This window comes from Sphingobacterium puteale, assembly GCF_050986225.1.
Taxonomy (GTDB): Bacteria; Bacteroidota; Bacteroidia; order Sphingobacteriales; family Sphingobacteriaceae; genus Sphingobacterium; species Sphingobacterium puteale.
The window spans coordinates 4,990,709-5,006,434 of the sequence record NZ_CP158959.1 but is presented as its reverse complement, the minus strand read 5'-3'; the positions used below and the strand labels follow the sequence as shown (position 1 = coordinate 5,006,434).

The window sequence follows — 15,726 nt, the reverse complement described above, 5'->3', positions numbered from 1 at the left end:
ATGAAAAAAATATTTTATTTACCGGTTTTAGTCTTGTTGTTCGCTTCCTGTGAATTGAAGGAATTACCAAAATCGGAGGCAACAGAAGAGGACATTTTCGGAAGCGAAAAGGGCCTGAAAAACTATAGCAATTCTTTTTATCGCAATATTACGTCAGGTAGCGATGCCTATAAAGGAGATGCTATGGCCGATTATGCGGCTGTCAATCGGGTGAATGATTTTATGGTCGAAGGAGCATATAGCAAAGAGGTGGAGGAATTAAAGGGACTCTGGACCTGGACAGCACTGCGTAATATCAATCAGATGATCGCCAAATGTACAAGCCCCAATTTAAGCGATAAGGTTAAGAATAATTACATTGGTTTAGCTCGTTTTTTCAGGGCTTGGTTTTATTACGAGAAAGTGGTTCGTTTTGGTGATGTGCCTTGGGTGGACCACCCTTTAACAGTTGATGAAACAGACATTTTAAAAGCACCCCGCGATTCGAGAGAAGTAGTCATGAAACATATCATGGAAGATCTTGATTTTGCTTATGAGAATATAACGGATGCGCCGGGAGACGGAACTACAGTAAATAAATGGACTGCACTGGGACTGAAAACACGGATCGCATTATTTGAAGGTACTTTTCGTAAATACCATCAACTGAATCTGCCGACAAAGCCCGAAACTTTTTTTCAATACGCTGTGGACGCTGGTAAGATCCTGATGGAAACGGGGCCTTATCGCCTTCATATTGCCGCCGATCCTAAAATTTCACAGCGTGAGCTTTTCATTAGCGAACAACCAATGAAAGACGAGGTGATGCTGGCTGTTGCATTTAGTAAAAATCAGGCCTTGATGAATGATGCGAACTGGTGGTGGACTTCGGCCACTTATGGCCCGCGGCTGAGCCTAGTACGCCCATTTATAAATACGATTTTGAACGCAGACGGATCCCCTTATACTGATCGTCCAAACTACGAAAAAGAAGAGTTTTATGATGAATGCCAAAATCGGGACCTCCGTTTAGCACAGCTGATCCGCACACCGGGCTATAAGCGCGGCGGTAAGGCTGCTCCGCCCAATTTCGCAAGTTATACCTATACGGGCTACCAACCCATTAAATATGCACTGGATGATCCCTACTATGACAATGGTGGATTCAATACAAATGCATTGCCCTTGATGCGGTATGCAGAGGTGTTGCTGAATTATGCGGAAGCGAAGCAGGAACTAGGAACATTTAACGATGGGGATTGGTCAAAGACCGTTGGTGCACTACGTGCTCGTGCCGGAATTTCCGGCGGAGCTAATGTGCTGCCGGCCAAAGTGGATACCTATTTGAAAAATACATTCTTTCCGGGTATCTCTAATCCTGTTCTGCTGGAGATCCGTCGCGAAAGACAGGTGGAGTTAGCATTGGAAGGATTCCGTTTTAATGATCTGAAACGATGGAAAACTGGTGAATTGATGGCTAAATTACAGTGGACAGGTATCTATATTCCTGCTTTGGAAAAACCAATGGACCTGGATCGCGACGGTACTCCCGATGTACTGTTTTATGATGCAAGCAGACCGGAGCCAACCGTGGAAGGGGTGACCAAGGTGAAACTGGGGGGCGCTAAAAATTCCCAGACAATGACTGCAGATAACCATTTGCAATGGGGGATGACAATGAATAGAAAGTGGTACGATGATGGTAAACAATACCTGTACCCGATCCCTTCTTCGGCGCTTGTGCTGAACAATCAATTGGGACAAAATCAAGGCTGGGAAAAATAAGGGCTTTGTTTCTACAGTATACAAAAAGCACCGTCACAAATGTGGCGGTGCTTTTTGTATATATCGGATCCTTTATCTGCTTTCTCCTTAAATATTTTAGGGGATAAAAATTGAATTAACCATTAAGTTTTTATTAGGCTTTCATTAGGTTTCCATTAAGCATAGTGCCCAGCTGTGTATAGTATCTTTACGAGTACTAAAAACCTTATACCTATTCAAGTAACTAATAAACTTTTTATGTTATGAATCATTTTTTTATTCAACCAAAGACTCAATATATGCTTCGTTGGAAAGCAAATTGTCATTGGTCAATTTTGCTATTGACTTCGGTAGCATGTTATTCGCCAGCCAGATCGGCTGAAATGAAAATTACCAAACCCATATTATTAAATCACCTCAGTCTACAGGATTCGTTGATTTTAGTGACTGGGCAAGTAACAGGTGTACAACAAGGATTAATGGGTATTTCTGGTGCTACAGTAGCTGTGAAAGAAAGTAAAGAACAAAGCCAAACTGATAGCAAAGGGATGTTCAGTATTCGCGTGCCGAAAAATGGCTCACTTGTATTTTCCTATGTGGGCCATCAAACACAGGTTATTCCGGTACAAGGTCGAAAAATGTTAAATGTAACTTTGCAGCTTTCGCAAACCAGTCTAAATGAGGTTGTCGTGGTTGGCTACGGCACACAGAAGAAAGCGAGTTTGACGAGTTCTGTTGCTACGGTTTCGAGTGAGGACCTTGAAAATCGTGCTGTTCCCTCTGTGATCAATATTCTCCAGGGCCAAGCCGGTGGTTTAAATATCCAGCAGACGGATGGCAATCCCGGCTATGGTTCAACTTCGGTGGATATTCGTGGTAATAGCACTTTGTCGAATAATCCGGTTCTTTATATTGTTGACGGTATTGCTGTGAACAATATTAATTACCTCAATCCGAATGATATCGCGTCAGTCAGTATTTTGAAAGATGCTTCGGCGACGGCTATTTATGGTGCCCGAGCTTCGGGTGGGGTACTTTTGGTAACAACTAAGAAGGGTAAAAAAAATAGTAAACCAAATGTACAATATAGTGCGATGTTTGGGGCACAACGCCCGGTGAGACTCCCTAAATTTGTTGATGCGCCGCAATTTGTAGATCTGTACAATCAGGCCCAGCTGAACGACAATCCAAATGCTCAGGTAAAATTCAACCCCGAATTAGCTGAAAAGTACAAATCTGGAGCCTTGCCTAGTACAAACTGGATTCCTTATATACTTGACAATCGGGCAATGCAAAACCAGCATAATTTAAGTGTGTCCGGTGGAAGTGAAAATGTAGATTATTTCGTTTCGGGAGGCTACCTAAACCAGGGCGGATTAATTAAAAATGTGGAGTATAAAAGATACAATACGCGGGGTAATGTAAATGTTCAGGTATCGAAAAGATTGAAACTTGGTGTTAATACAGTGCTGACCAAGGAAGATAAGCAACAGCCTGCTTATGGTATAGGCAATGCGCTACAATGGTCCTATATTGTTCCTGTAACCGAATATCCGTATACAAAAGGAGGAAATGACAGAAGTTACCGTGGGGGTGCTCAGCCTAATGATATCATGACAAAGGGCGGGGTCAGTAATGAAAATCTTAACACCATAAATACGAATTTTCTTGCTGAATTTAAAATTCTGGATAATTTGGTACTGAACGGAACATATAGTTATAACTACACCAATAGTTTTACTTCCGCATTTTTTAGCAGACATCCGCTTTATAATGATGATGAACAGATCGTGGTGTATGTGAATGATCCCAATAGTGCGAGTAAAGTAAATTATGCGCAAAGCCATCCCACTGGAATAATTACATTAAATTATAATAAGATTTTTGGTGACCACGCGTTAAAAGCTTTACTGGGTTATTCTCAGGAATCCGATCGCTATGATTACAACGCCATTACACGTTATGATTTCTTAAACAATTCCCTAGATCAGATCGATGCAGGATCATCCGATCCAACCTTGACCAATGTGTCCGGAAACGCAACCTCTTATGCTGTCAGATCTTGGTTTGGCCGGGTAAACTATGATTATAAAGGACGTTACTTATTGGAGGCGAATGCCAGATATGACGGCACCTCGGTTTTTCAGAATAAAAAATATGGCTTTTTCCCATCGGTTTCTGCTGGCTGGATTATTTCAGATGAGAGCTTTTTAAAACCTATCACGAATGTTTTAAATTTCGTTAAATTCAGGGCATCTTATGGCCAGGTCGGCAACCAAAATGCAAGCGGATTATACCCGTGGGCGAATACCATTGGACAGGATCGATATATTCTGAATAAAAATAGCACCACGACCACCTATTATAATAATTCGCCTAATCCAGATTTGACCTGGGAGGTCAAAACAACTGCAAATGTTGGGTTGGATTTTACAATTCTAAATCATATTGATGTGAACGTGGACTTATTCAGAGAACGAACATCAGGAATTTTACGATCGCCCGTTGTGCCAAGTACTTATGGGATCGGAGCACCTCAGCAAAATGTCGGAAAGCTACAGAACCAGGGGTTTGAGGTAAATATCGCCTACAAGAACCATGTCAATGATTTTCATTATCATGCTTCTGTTAATTTCTCTGATAATCGTAACAAAATCCTTGATTTAGGTGGGACCGGACCCAGTTACGGCGATAATCCGCTTATCGTGGGACAATCGCGATGGATTTGGTATGGCCTGAAAGCGGAGGGACTTTTTCAATCAGTAGACGAGATAGCGAATCATGCAACCCAGACCCCAAGAAATATCCCCGGGGATATCAAATTCAGGGATGTCAATGGGGACGGCAAGATTACGCCTGATGATCGCGTGATTTTGGGACAGGCAACTCCTCAGTATCGTTATGGAATTAATTTGGGTGGATCCTACCGTGGATTTGATATCGGAATATTATTGCAAGGGGTTATGAGCAACCTTGCCCGTGTTAGCGGTGGAGCTCAAGTGCCTTTTTTTTATAATGGTGATGGAAATATTCTGGAATCGCAGTTAGATTATTGGTCACCGACTAATCCGGATGCACGTTACCCCATATTGCGTACAGATCAGTCCATTAATAACAGTCAGTTTTCGAGTTGGTGGTTATTTAATGCTTCTTATCTGCGTGTTAAAAATATTCAATTGGGCTATACCATGAATAGTAAAATCGTAAACAAGCTCGGTCTTTCCTCTTTGCGTTTTTTTGCATCGGCGGACAATCTATTCGTTTTTACAAATAAAGATTTTCCAAAAAGTTTGGATCCTGAAATCTCAAATTATGGTGATGGATCCAATTATCCACAGGTTAGAAATCTGAGTCTGGGTCTAAATCTATCGTTTTAAAAGAAGGGAAAGTTGATTTTTAGAAATATAAATAATGAGCAATCAAATGATAAAGTTAACACAATTATTAGGTGTCATGGCGCTCTGTATCATGACAGGAGCTTGTAACAAAAATATGTTGGATCATGTTCCCCTGAATCAGATCACAGATGAAACGTACTGGCAGTCTTCGGAGGATGCAGTGATGTTTGCAACTCGAATGTATACTTTTATGCCCCAGGATAATTTTGTATATTATGAGGGAATGAGCGATAACGGTATTAGCAATGATCCGACAACAAAACGTTTTGGCAATAGCACCCAAGATCCGACCATCAGTGGAAAAGAATGGAATTATTCACCTATGCGACAGGCGTTCAGTTTTTTTGAACACGTAGACCAAGTTCCGGGCATGGACGTCAATCTGAAAAAAAGATTGATTGCAGAAGTCAAATTTGTCTTAGCATACCGCTATTTTATTATGACTACGCTCTATGGGGATATTCCTTTTGTCAATAGTCTGATTAAGGATCCAAATGAAGCAGATCTACCAAAAACTGCTAAATCGGAGATTATAAAAAATGTTATTCAATGGCTGGACGAGGCCGCGGCAGATTTACCACAGTCTTATACAGGTGCAGACTTGGGGAGGGCGACCAAAGGTGCGGTAATGGCCCTTAAAATTAGGGTATGTCTTTATAATGAACAGTTTAGTCAAGCAGCAACTACTGCCAGGGAACTGATGGCGATGAAGACTTATAGCCTTTATCCGAATTATTATAATTTTTTTCAAAAGGACGGTGATTATTCGGCGGAGGATATTTGGTCTTTTGGCTATACCTTGTCCGTTAAGCAGAACAGCCTGAGAGATATTCTGGGGTCTCAGGCCTTGATGAACGGGCGCAATATTCTTGGGCCGACGGCCGAATTGGTAGATGATTATGAAAGTAAAAATGGATATTATCCTTTCACGAAGGATCCTGCTTATAAGTCAACAGACCCCTTTGGCAATAGAGATCCAAGGCTAAGGGGGACGATATTGTGTCCGGGGGACATTTTCCCTTACCCTTTTTTTTCCAATATAAATCAGTATGACCCATTTAATAATGCTGGTGACAGAATCGGTGGTGACCTTGGTTCGCGAGCAGGTTTTTCATGGGCCAAAAATGTAGACCGATATGATTATGTCCGATCCGGAACAAACAATTGGAAAGCTTTTCGCTATGCCGAGGTTTTATTGAATTTTGCTGAAGCACAAAATGAGATATCAGGACCTTCAAATGAGGTTATCGCTGTCTTAAACCAAATTCGGACGAGAGCAAATATGCCATCTGTCGAGCAGACTTTTGCGTTGAATGGCTGGGCAATGAATCAATCTGGTTTACGTACTTTTATCAGACATGAACGAAGGATAGAATTAGCAGGGGAGGGGCTTCGGTATTTTGATATACTGCGCTGGAAACTAGGAGAACAGGTTCTGCAGGGACCTATATATACAGTTCATGCTCCGGATGGCATTGCCTCTATAAGTACAGAAAATGGCCATAAAAATAAATATTTGAAAACTGTAGTTGATACACGGTATTTTAATAATCCAAAATTTTACGTCTGGCCGATACCTCAATCTGCAATTGATGCTTCTAAAGGGGTATTGGTTCAGAATCCGTTATGGAAATAAAGGTAATGGTAACAGGTGAAAATAAGAATTCCCGAGACGCTTTGCGCTCAGGAATTCTTACTGTTTTATATAACGGTGAATAGTCTATTTCTACCTTCTTTCTTGGTAAACACCGATCTCATTTACTACCGCATTATCCTTCTCGGGATGGATATTGAAGCGTAATTTTTCTCCAAGAACTTCGTCAAAACGAAAGATCTTAATTCGGCCTTGTTGCACCGGTGTGGCTGAAATGGAATGCCATTTTCCACCTTTGAGGTAAGATAAACTATAGTGTGATGGGTTGTCTTTACCTTCAGTGATAACCACGCTATTGAAAGCTTTGCTACGCTCAAAATCCAATTCATACCATACTTCTTTTTTAGCCTGTGGATTGGATACCCAGGCGCTACCAAAATTATCATCATTGGCAAAATCCATAATATTCATATCCTCACCCCAGCTGCTGTAAGAAGCGACTTGTTTGGCAATATTGTGATCGACAATTGGAGCCTGATAGCTTGGTAATGTGCTGTAATTAGGTTTGTTTTTGTATAATGTACCGAGGGTTTTTAAGGCTTCAAGTGCGTTTTGATCCATTAAACCATCACTATTGGGAGCTACATTGAGCATAAAGTTGCAATAGGCATTGTTGTAGGGTATAACGAATTTCTCCACAAGTTCCTTCACATCCTTTACCGGAGTAGTTGGAAATGATGTTTTCCAAAACCAATTTTGCTGTAGGGGCAAACAGGCCATGGCTGGCAGCTTATTATGTTCTTTGGAGATAAATTGTCCCGCACCCTGTTCATAGGATTTGATGTCGGTATAAAATAATGCATCGCCCGGATATTTAGCCGAATTGAGATCCATCAACAGGCATTTGGGTTGTAATGATTTGACTAAATAATAAATATCATCGAAAGGAATATCATCGTACGAAATGCGCGACCAAGGGGCATCCCAACCATCGATAACCAGAGCATCGATCTCGCCGTATTGTGTCAATAATTCTGTGAGCTGATCCTTAATCAACTGGATATGGGCTTTGGTGATCGTATGAGGGCGTATTCCCTGATGCATGTCCAGAATGGAATAATAAAGCATCACGCGCAGACCATTTTTACGGAAGGCATCGGTAAACTCCTTCACCACATCACGGTGTAAAGGGGTATTCATAACGTTATAGTCCGTGGTTTTGGTGTCCCAGATCGGGAAACCGCTATGATGTTTGGTGGTGAGACAGCCATAGGTCATATTGGCCGACTTAGCTGCCTTGGCCCATTGATCCACATTGAGTTTCGGTGATTTGAACAGCTCCAAAGGAGCATTGGGATCAGACCAGTCCTGTTCCATAAAGGTAGGCATACCATAGTGAATAAACATTCCAAATCCTAAGTTAACAAAATCGAGCTGGCTCTGCTCAAGAACTTTCTTTGAAAAACTGGACTGTGCGAATAGTGTATTACCCAACAAAAGGTAAAATAGGCTGTAAAGTAGTGTTTGTGAAATTTTGGACATAATTTGCTAATTTGTTATACTATAAAAGTACAGTTAATCGGGGTATCATCGGCTTAACAAAAGCTTAATGAAAGCCTAATAAAAACCTAATGGGTATCTTGAATCGGTAAATAGATGCTATTTTTAAACTATGAATAGCTTCAATAGAAATATATATCCCTGGGCATTTGGGACAAGTTTCTTGATTTTAACGGCCCTAATAGGCTTTTTGATTTTCAATACCTATCAACTTGAAGATAAAAACTATCAGATCGGACAGCTCAATCTGATCCAAAATGAATATGGTACAGCCATTATGGATGATAAGATTTTTCCCGGGGGCGATGCCGTATTTCAGGCGGAACTGGTTCCGTATCTGCAGACCTGGTTTAGGAAAGTCATGGAGCATTCCCCAGATGCGCAACAGTATGGCAAGCAACGGATGGAACAGTTTCTCGCAAGCATGCGTAAAAAACAGTCGCTGGACAGCATCTTTTATCGGATCGTCCGGCAGCAGCGGCTCGATACAACACTGGTCTATTTGTTTCATTTTGATGAGCTGGAACTCTACAATCCAACAGACAGTACCTGGAAGGTGTTTTATAAAAGTACGAATGCCAATCATATGTCGGCCATCAGTGGCTCACTCAAACAGGGATCGCTCAACAATCGGGTGTTCCAGTTGGCCGTCAGCGACAGAGCACCGATTCCTTACCGTTTTACTTATAGTCTCTATGTGGATTATGAAAATCGCAACTGGCGGATCATACAACAAATGGCGCCTGTATTTTTACTTTCCTTGGCCTGTATAGCTCTTATTGTGCTGCTGAGCTACAGAACCTACAGAAATTGGGTCAATCAGCGTAAACTTGTCGATCTGAAAACAAGTTTCTTGAATCATATGCGGCATGAATTCAATACACCATTGACAACAATCTTGGTCAGCGCACATAGCCTGATCGATCGGGAAACTGACCCGGACAATAAAGAGGTAGCTCAGTTGGGGCGTGTGGTCGAAAGGCAGGCAAAGCGGCTCAAGGACTATTTTGAACAAGTGATGGGATCCGTCGCTTTGCAGGAGCAGCAGGCAAAAATTGTACAGGTTCCCCTTGACTTATTTACAATGGAGATCCTACACGAACTGCAACTGCGTTACCAAGGAGAGATTGAAATAGATTATACACCACTAGGGGAGGAGCTGCTATTGCAACTGGATGAGGGGTATTATTTTTCAATACTTGACAATCTGATCTCAAACGCCATCAAATTTAACGACCATTCCACCAAGACCATTCGATTGAGCTGGGAGAGGAAAGTTGAACAATATTGCCTCAAGATTGAAGACAATGGGCGGGGAATTGCTCCATCGGATAGGAACGCGCTATTTACCGCTTTCTATCGCGGACAGTCTTCGGGTGGGAAACCCGGACTTGGATTAGGATTATACTATGTAAAATCTTGTTTGGATCGCCTAGGTTGGGCAATCTGTTTGGGAAATAGTTCCGGGGGCGGTACTATTTTTTATATTTACATTGACAATGGGTATTTCAATAGCAAAAAAAAGGATTGATATCCTGCTGATCGAGGACGAACCTGATCTGGGCGAGGTTTTCTCACGCTATCTCCGCTACAAGGGATTTAGCGTGGTGTGGGCTTGCACGATGAAAGCTGGATTGGAGGCTTTTGGGGAGCACGTGGCTAAATTGCTAATTATAGATGTGCAGCTCCCGGACGGAAATGGTTTTGATCTCGCTCAGGATATTGTGCAACTGAAGAAAGGACAGCCGATTTTCTTTTTGACAGCGCTGCACGAACGAACTTCACGTCTCCAAGGGCTGTCGCTAGGGGCGGTGGATTATATTGCTAAACCCTTTGATATGGATGAAATATTGCTTAAAATTCGCAATTTATTGGCGGTAGCTGCGGCTCCTGTACCGGATGCTGTGTCTGAGACCGGACTTCGGATAGGTCAGCTGTGGCTTGATATGGAACGTTATAGCTTGACGGATAGCGAAGGAAAGGCACAAAAGCTGACCATCCGCGAAGCAGAACTGCTGCGCCATCTGATCTTACATAAAAATCTGTTGGTCAACAAAAAGGATCTTCTTTTGTTATTCTGGGGGAATACAGATTTTTTTAATGGCAAAAGCCTGGAAGTTTTTATTTCGCGTATTCGTAAATTGCTGCAGGTCGATAAGATGCTACATATCGAGAGTATCTACGGTGCCGGTTATATTTTATATGAAAATAAGTAGCTTTGACAATAATAATATGATGTACGCAAATATTCTCAAAAATGTATCCAAGTGTATAATACTTACAGAAGAAGAGATAACACAGTTTACTGATTTGTTGACTACACGCAAAGTCCCCAAGAAAACCATGTTGTTGCAGGAGGGGGAGATCTGCCAGTTTGAAGGATATCTCCAGAAAGGCTGCGTTCGGATCTATTATCTTGATGAAAATGGTTTTGAGGTCACCTTGGCCTTTGCGGTCGAAGATTGGTGGATCAGTGATATCGCCTCCTTTCATTACCATATACCTTCGAGTCTGTATATGGAAACATTGGAAGAATGTGAACTCCTTATGCTGACTCCCGAGACTAAAGAAAAACTGCTGGATACTATTCCAAAGTTTGAACGCGTCTTTCGTATGCTGGTACAGCGTAGGCTTGCTGTGCTACAAAATAGGCTGATCCACACCATGGCAAAACCGGCCACTGAACGATATCTTGAGTTTATCGACTTATATCCGACAATATCACAACGGGTGCCACAATATTATATCGCATCTTATCTCGGTGTTTCACCCGAGTTTGTCAGTATCATAAGGAAAAGACTTGCCACAGGTAAGTAATACGCACATGGTTTCTTTTTTAAGATTAAAAGCGTGGAAAGCACCACTTAAGCCCGTATTGGAATAGATATTTGCTATCTTGGGGATAGGTTCAATTTTTAGTACGGGGATAGCTAAAGTGCTATATGAATTGATAAAATTGAATATGATGAATATGGAAGAAAAAGATTTTGGAAAGGCTTTTTTATATTCCTGTTATGTGGATAAGGCATTTGGTCATGAACAGTTTATTCCTGAACATGTGGTGCTTTTCCAGTTGTCCGGTGAGACACATTTTGACCTTGAAAAGGGAAAGCTGGTGACAAAGGAAGGACAGCTATTGGTCGCCCGGAGAAATCAACTGGCAAAGGCGTTCAAACACCCTTCGAAAAATTCTGTTTATCAGTCTATCTCCATCATGCTCCATGCAGACCGGCTCAAGAAGTATGCCCTGGACCAGCAGCTGTCTTCGGATAAGAAGCAGCAGTCGGACACGAATATTCTCCTGGAGGGTGATATCTTTATCAAGAGTTATTTTGAATCATTGGCGCCTTATGCGGAGGCTTCGGACCGCGTCAGCCCGCAGATGGAAACCATCAAGATCTACGAACTGATTACTTTACTGTTGGAAAGATATCCCGCTCTGAAAGATCTTTTGTTTGATTTCTCCGAACCGCATAAGATAGATCTCGAGGAATTTATGCTAAAGAACTATAAATATAATGTCCCTTTAGAAAGTTTTGCCAAATTATCAGGCCGTAGCTTGGCTAGTTTTAAGCGTGATTTTGAGAAGATGTTCCGCACCTCGCCCCGTAAATGGTTGAAGGAAAAGCGTCTTTCCGAGGCTTATTATCTGATTGAAAATAAACGGAAAAGACCTGCGGATATCTACCTGGATCTTGGCTTTGAAAACCTTTCCCATTTTTATGCTTCTTTTAAAGAGAAATTTGGGATAACGCCGGCGACAATCAATTCCATTGCTTAATCAGATAGTTCCTCCACCAATAGCTCGAACCGTTATCGACATGATCAAGATCGACAACCTCACCGATGCGTGGGGTGATCAATATTTGCTGCTGCTGCTGGGCTTCTTTTGAAATGCGCTCCAAGGGTTCATACCATGCATGGTTGGCTAGGACAAATTTAGAGGAGTGAACGGGTAATAGTGCCGCTGCTTGTAGATCTTTTGCCGCCTGCACCACTTCTTCGGGCATCATGTGGATGTATTTCCAGCTCAGGTCATATTGTCCATTTTCGAGGATAGCCAGATCAAATGGGCCCAGTTTTTCGCCTATTTCTTTAAAATGAACATCATAACCACTGTCTCCGCCAAAGTATAGTTTACGGCTTGGCGTCACAAGCACATAGGAGGCCCAGAGTGTATTAGCCGACCAGATGCTGCGGCCTGAAAAATGCCGTGCCGGTGTGACTGTTACATGAAATCCGTTTCCCAGATCGACCTCTTCCCACCAATCTTTTTCAATAATCTGATCGTTACGGTAGCCCCAATATTCCAGATGTTCACCCACACCAAGTCCAACGATTATTTTGCCAACTCGGGGTTGCAGTGTTTTGAGCGTTTTGTAATCCATATGATCGTAATGATCATGTGAAATAAAAAGGTAATCGATGGCCGGCAGGGCATCGGCTGTGGTTACATCAGCTCCCGCAAAGGCTTTGCCACTTCCCGGTATGGGCGATATGCTACCGCTTAGTACCGGATCGACAAGGATTGTTTTACCGTCTGTACGCAGTAGATAGGAGGAATGCCCCAGCCAGACCAAACCATGGGATTTGGTAAAAAGACTATCCCAATTGACCGGAACCGAAGGTATCCTACCTTTGGGGCTGGTCTCGTCTGATTTTTTGAAAAGATAATCGGATAGCGCTACCGTCCAGTTTTGTGTCAGCTGTGGTGTCGGGCTACTGTTTCGAAATTTACCATCCTTGAATTGTTTAGATTGTTCGATACGCTTAAGTCTTTCGCCTGAAGGTCTTTTGCCAAATTGGGGATGCATCATATATAAAGTGATTAATCCGATGAGAACAACAAGTGTCAGGGCGGACCATTTCAAAAACCGGAAGAAGCCTGTAACCTTGTGCTTTGATTTCATCTTAAATTGTTTATAGGACAAAGATAGGCAGGCGGGATAACGAATTTTTTTGTAAAAAGCTCAAAGTTTATGTTGTGTACGGCTCAGGTGATGCAAGTGCGCCTTCGTGAGGTTATTAAATCAATACCGATTAAGGTAAATTTGAGCAAAAAAAATTAACTTTAAGGACGAAGCGGATATTTTGTCCTTAAACCATTAATCACTTAATCATTCAGCATGCAAAACAAAAAAATTAAATTGAAACCTAAAACCTTCTTACGGACCATATGCTGTTGTTCTTTTTTGACAATCTTTTTGCTAAAAGGTTTTTCTCAGGCTAAAAACTTAGAAAACTTTGTTGATTATGTCAATCCCTATATGGGGAATATCAGCCATTTGTTGGTGCCAACATATCCAACCGTTCATTTACCAAATAGTATATTACGGGTCTACCCTGAAAGAGGTGATTTTACTTCTGACCGCCTGTATGGTCTTCCGCTTATCGTCACGAGCCATCGTGGATCGTCCGCTTTTAACCTGAGTCCAATGCTGCAATTGCCTACCGATCTTAAGCCAGTGCAGTTGTACAGCTATGATCAGGAGGAGATCAAGCCTTATGGCTATTCCGTTGTGTTGGATCAGGAAGATATTCAGGTGTCATATGCTTTGTCGCATCAGTCGGGAATGTATGCCTTTACCTTTCCGAATGCAGGGACAAAATATTTGCAATTCAATTCCCGTGACGGAGCACTAAAGTGGGATGGACAGGCACTTTCTGGAATACAGGAAATTGGCAACGGCACACGGGTGTATATCTATGCTGTTCCGGAAATCAAACCTAGCGCTGTCAGCACGCTCCAGGGGCAACAGCTAGCAAAAGGTATGGACGCAAAAGGAAGAAATGCTTGTCTTGTGCTGCAATTTGACCAGGCTGGGGTCAATTTAAAGATGAAGTACGGTGTTTCATTTATTGATGTCACACAGGCTAAAGCAAACCTGAACCGTGAGATTGTTGATTTTGATGAAAAGAAACTGGCAGAAAATGGCCGTAAAATCTGGAATCAAGCACTTGGAAAGATTGCTGTCGAAGGCGACAGTGAATCGGATAAACATGTTTTCTATACTTCCTTGTACCGCACCTATGAGCGTCCGGTCAATATCTCCGAAGATGGGCGGTATTTCAGTGCATTTGATGGCAAGGTTCATTCGGATGAAGGCAAACCCTTTTTTACAGATGATTGGATTTGGGACTCCTACCGCGCGCACCACCCACTACGCGTGTTATTGGAGCCGGCTGCTGAATCGAATATTCTCCATTCCTTTGTGCGGATGTCGGAGCAGATGGACAAACCTTGGTTACCGACTTTTCCGGAAATCACAGGAGATAGCCGAAGGATGAATTCAAACCACGGTGTTGCGACCTTATTGGATGCTTACCGCAAGGGGATCCGGGGCTTTGATATTCAAAAAGCCTATTTGGCTGCAAAAGCAGCGATTACCGAAAAAACCTTAGCACCATGGTCGGATAAGCCCGCTGGAAAAATGGATCAATTTTTTAAAGAAAAGGGCTATATACCTGCTTTGCACCCTGGAGAGCAAGAAGTTTATCCGGAAGTGCATGGCTTTGAAAAACGTCAGCCAGTAGCTGTTACGCTAGGCACTTCTTATGACCTGTGGTGTCTCGCTCAACTGGCGAACGAATTGGGTATAAAAGCGGATTATGATCTGTTTATGAAGCAATCTTCCAATTACAGAAATTTATTCAATGAGCAAACCAAATTTTTCCATCCCAAAGATGAAAAAGGTAACTTTATCATGCCTTTTGACTATGTATTTGCGGGCGGGCAGGGAGCTAGGGAATATTATGGTGAAAACAACGCTTGGATCTACCGTTGGGATGTACAGCACAATATTCCGGATCTGATCAAATTAATGGGCGGAAGTCAGCTTTTTGTACACTATCTGGATGAAATGTTCCAACAACCGCTGGGACGTTCCAAATTTGATTTCTATGCACAGCTGCCGGATCATACGGGCAACGTTGGACAGTTTTCTATGGCCAATGAGCCGGCGCTCCATATTCCCTATCTGTATAATTATGCAGGACAGCCCTGGATGACACAAAAACGTATCCATAAACTAATAGGCGAGTGGTTTAGAAACGACCTGATGGGGGTACCGGGTGATGAAGATGGTGGTGGAATGTCAGCTTTTGTCGTTTTTTCACAGATGGGTTTTTATCCTGTTACACCTGGACTGGCTTCTTATAGTATTGGATCACCATTTTTTAGGAAAACGACGATAAGCCTGCCAAACGGGAAGTCTTTTGTGGTTATCGGTAAGAATGCTTCGGCAAAAAATAAATATATCCAATCGGCCACGCTCAACGGAAAGCCGTTAAACAGTACGCAGCTGAGCCATGCAGATATCCTTAAAGGTGGCACGCTTGAATTTGTGATGGGGGACAAAGCTCAAAAAAACTGGGGAAATTAAAATAAGCCGGTTTTGGCTCAATAATCAGGTGATACGGCATTGGTTTTTA

At 42.3% G+C, this 15,726-nt stretch carries 10 protein-coding genes; 8 read left to right on the top strand and 2 right to left on the bottom strand.

Annotation, left to right across the window (positions count from 1 at the left end):
* The 3 genes from ABTV71_RS21165 to ABTV71_RS21155 all read left to right on the top strand — a co-directional run bounded on the left by ABTV71_RS21165 (position 1) and on the right by ABTV71_RS21155 (position 6,777).
* Complete coding sequence (locus ABTV71_RS21165; RefSeq protein WP_121122454.1) at positions 1-1,764, top strand: RagB/SusD family nutrient uptake outer membrane protein; 1,764 nt, start codon at positions 1-3, stop codon at positions 1,762-1,764.
* Positions 1,765-2,006: 242 nt separating this feature from the next.
* Positions 2,007-5,120 carry a SusC/RagA family TonB-linked outer membrane protein gene (locus ABTV71_RS21160; RefSeq protein WP_433900956.1) on the top strand — a complete coding sequence of 1,038 codons (3,114 nt, stop codon included), beginning with the start codon at positions 2,007-2,009 and terminating at the stop codon, positions 5,118-5,120.
* A gap of 46 nt (positions 5,121-5,166) precedes the next feature.
* Positions 5,167-6,777, top strand: a complete 1,611-nt coding sequence (locus ABTV71_RS21155; RefSeq protein WP_433900955.1) for a RagB/SusD family nutrient uptake outer membrane protein — start codon at positions 5,167-5,169, stop codon at positions 6,775-6,777.
* 90 nt (positions 6,778-6,867) lie between these two features.
* Here the strand turns inward: ABTV71_RS21155 and ABTV71_RS21150 are convergent, their stop codons facing one another.
* On the bottom strand, positions 6,868-8,277 hold the full coding sequence (locus ABTV71_RS21150; protein ID WP_121122448.1) for an alpha-L-fucosidase: 1,410 nt from the start codon (positions 8,275-8,277) through the stop codon (positions 6,868-6,870).
* Between the two features lie 130 nt (positions 8,278-8,407).
* Between ABTV71_RS21150 and ABTV71_RS21145 the strand changes: the two genes are divergently transcribed.
* The 4 genes from ABTV71_RS21145 (at position 8,408) to ABTV71_RS21130 (ending at position 12,076) form a co-directional block, all read left to right on the top strand.
* Positions 8,408-9,826 (top strand): sensor histidine kinase, encoded by a 1,419-nt coding sequence (locus ABTV71_RS21145; protein WP_433900954.1) that lies wholly within the window; start codon positions 8,408-8,410, stop codon positions 9,824-9,826.
* On the top strand, positions 9,795-10,511 hold the full coding sequence (locus ABTV71_RS21140; RefSeq protein ID WP_121122444.1) for a response regulator transcription factor: 717 nt from the start codon (positions 9,795-9,797) through the stop codon (positions 10,509-10,511). The genes ABTV71_RS21145 and ABTV71_RS21140 overlap by 32 nt, the downstream gene beginning before the upstream one ends.
* A complete protein-coding gene (locus tag ABTV71_RS21135) occupies positions 10,498-11,112 on the top strand; it encodes a Crp/Fnr family transcriptional regulator (RefSeq protein WP_245971270.1) in 615 nt (204 codons plus the stop codon). The genes ABTV71_RS21140 and ABTV71_RS21135 overlap by 14 nt, the downstream gene beginning before the upstream one ends.
* A 154-nt stretch (positions 11,113-11,266) precedes the next feature.
* Positions 11,267-12,076 (top strand): helix-turn-helix domain-containing protein, encoded by an 810-nt coding sequence (locus ABTV71_RS21130; protein WP_433900953.1) that lies wholly within the window; start codon positions 11,267-11,269, stop codon positions 12,074-12,076.
* Here ABTV71_RS21130 and ABTV71_RS21125 read toward each other — a convergent pair.
* The gene (locus tag ABTV71_RS21125; protein WP_433900952.1) at positions 12,060-13,205 is read right to left on the bottom strand and encodes an MBL fold metallo-hydrolase; all 1,146 of its coding nucleotides are present in this window, start codon (positions 13,203-13,205) and stop codon (positions 12,060-12,062) included. The two genes, ABTV71_RS21130 and ABTV71_RS21125, sit on opposite strands and share 17 nt — an antisense overlap.
* 216 nt (positions 13,206-13,421) lie before the next feature.
* Between ABTV71_RS21125 and ABTV71_RS21120 the strand changes: the two genes are divergently transcribed.
* Positions 13,422-15,677 (top strand): GH92 family glycosyl hydrolase, encoded by a 2,256-nt coding sequence (locus ABTV71_RS21120; protein ID WP_433900951.1) that lies wholly within the window; start codon positions 13,422-13,424, stop codon positions 15,675-15,677.
* Positions 15,678-15,726 lie beyond the last annotated feature (49 nt).

Bases quoted from the DNA above. Each gene is read 5' to 3' on its own strand.
- ABTV71_RS21165 (WP_121122454.1), top strand. From the start codon at position 1: ATGAAAAAAATATTTTATTTACCGGTTTTAGTCTTGTTGTTCGCTTCC.
- ABTV71_RS21160 (WP_433900956.1), top strand. From the start codon at position 2,007: ATGAATCATTTTTTTATTCAACCAAAGACTCAATATATGCTTCGTTGG.
- ABTV71_RS21155 (WP_433900955.1), top strand. From the start codon at position 5,167: ATGATAAAGTTAACACAATTATTAGGTGTCATGGCGCTCTGTATCATG.
- ABTV71_RS21150 (WP_121122448.1), bottom strand. From the start codon at position 8,277: ATGTCCAAAATTTCACAAACACTACTTTACAGCCTATTTTACCTTTTG.
- ABTV71_RS21145 (WP_433900954.1), top strand. From the start codon at position 8,408: ATGAATAGCTTCAATAGAAATATATATCCCTGGGCATTTGGGACAAGT.
- ABTV71_RS21140 (WP_121122444.1), top strand. From the start codon at position 9,795: ATGGGTATTTCAATAGCAAAAAAAAGGATTGATATCCTGCTGATCGAG.
- ABTV71_RS21135 (WP_245971270.1), top strand. From the start codon at position 10,498: ATGAAAATAAGTAGCTTTGACAATAATAATATGATGTACGCAAATATT.
- ABTV71_RS21130 (WP_433900953.1), top strand. From the start codon at position 11,267: ATGGAAGAAAAAGATTTTGGAAAGGCTTTTTTATATTCCTGTTATGTG.
- ABTV71_RS21125 (WP_433900952.1), bottom strand. From the start codon at position 13,205: ATGAAATCAAAGCACAAGGTTACAGGCTTCTTCCGGTTTTTGAAATGG.
- ABTV71_RS21120 (WP_433900951.1), top strand. From the start codon at position 13,422: ATGCAAAACAAAAAAATTAAATTGAAACCTAAAACCTTCTTACGGACC.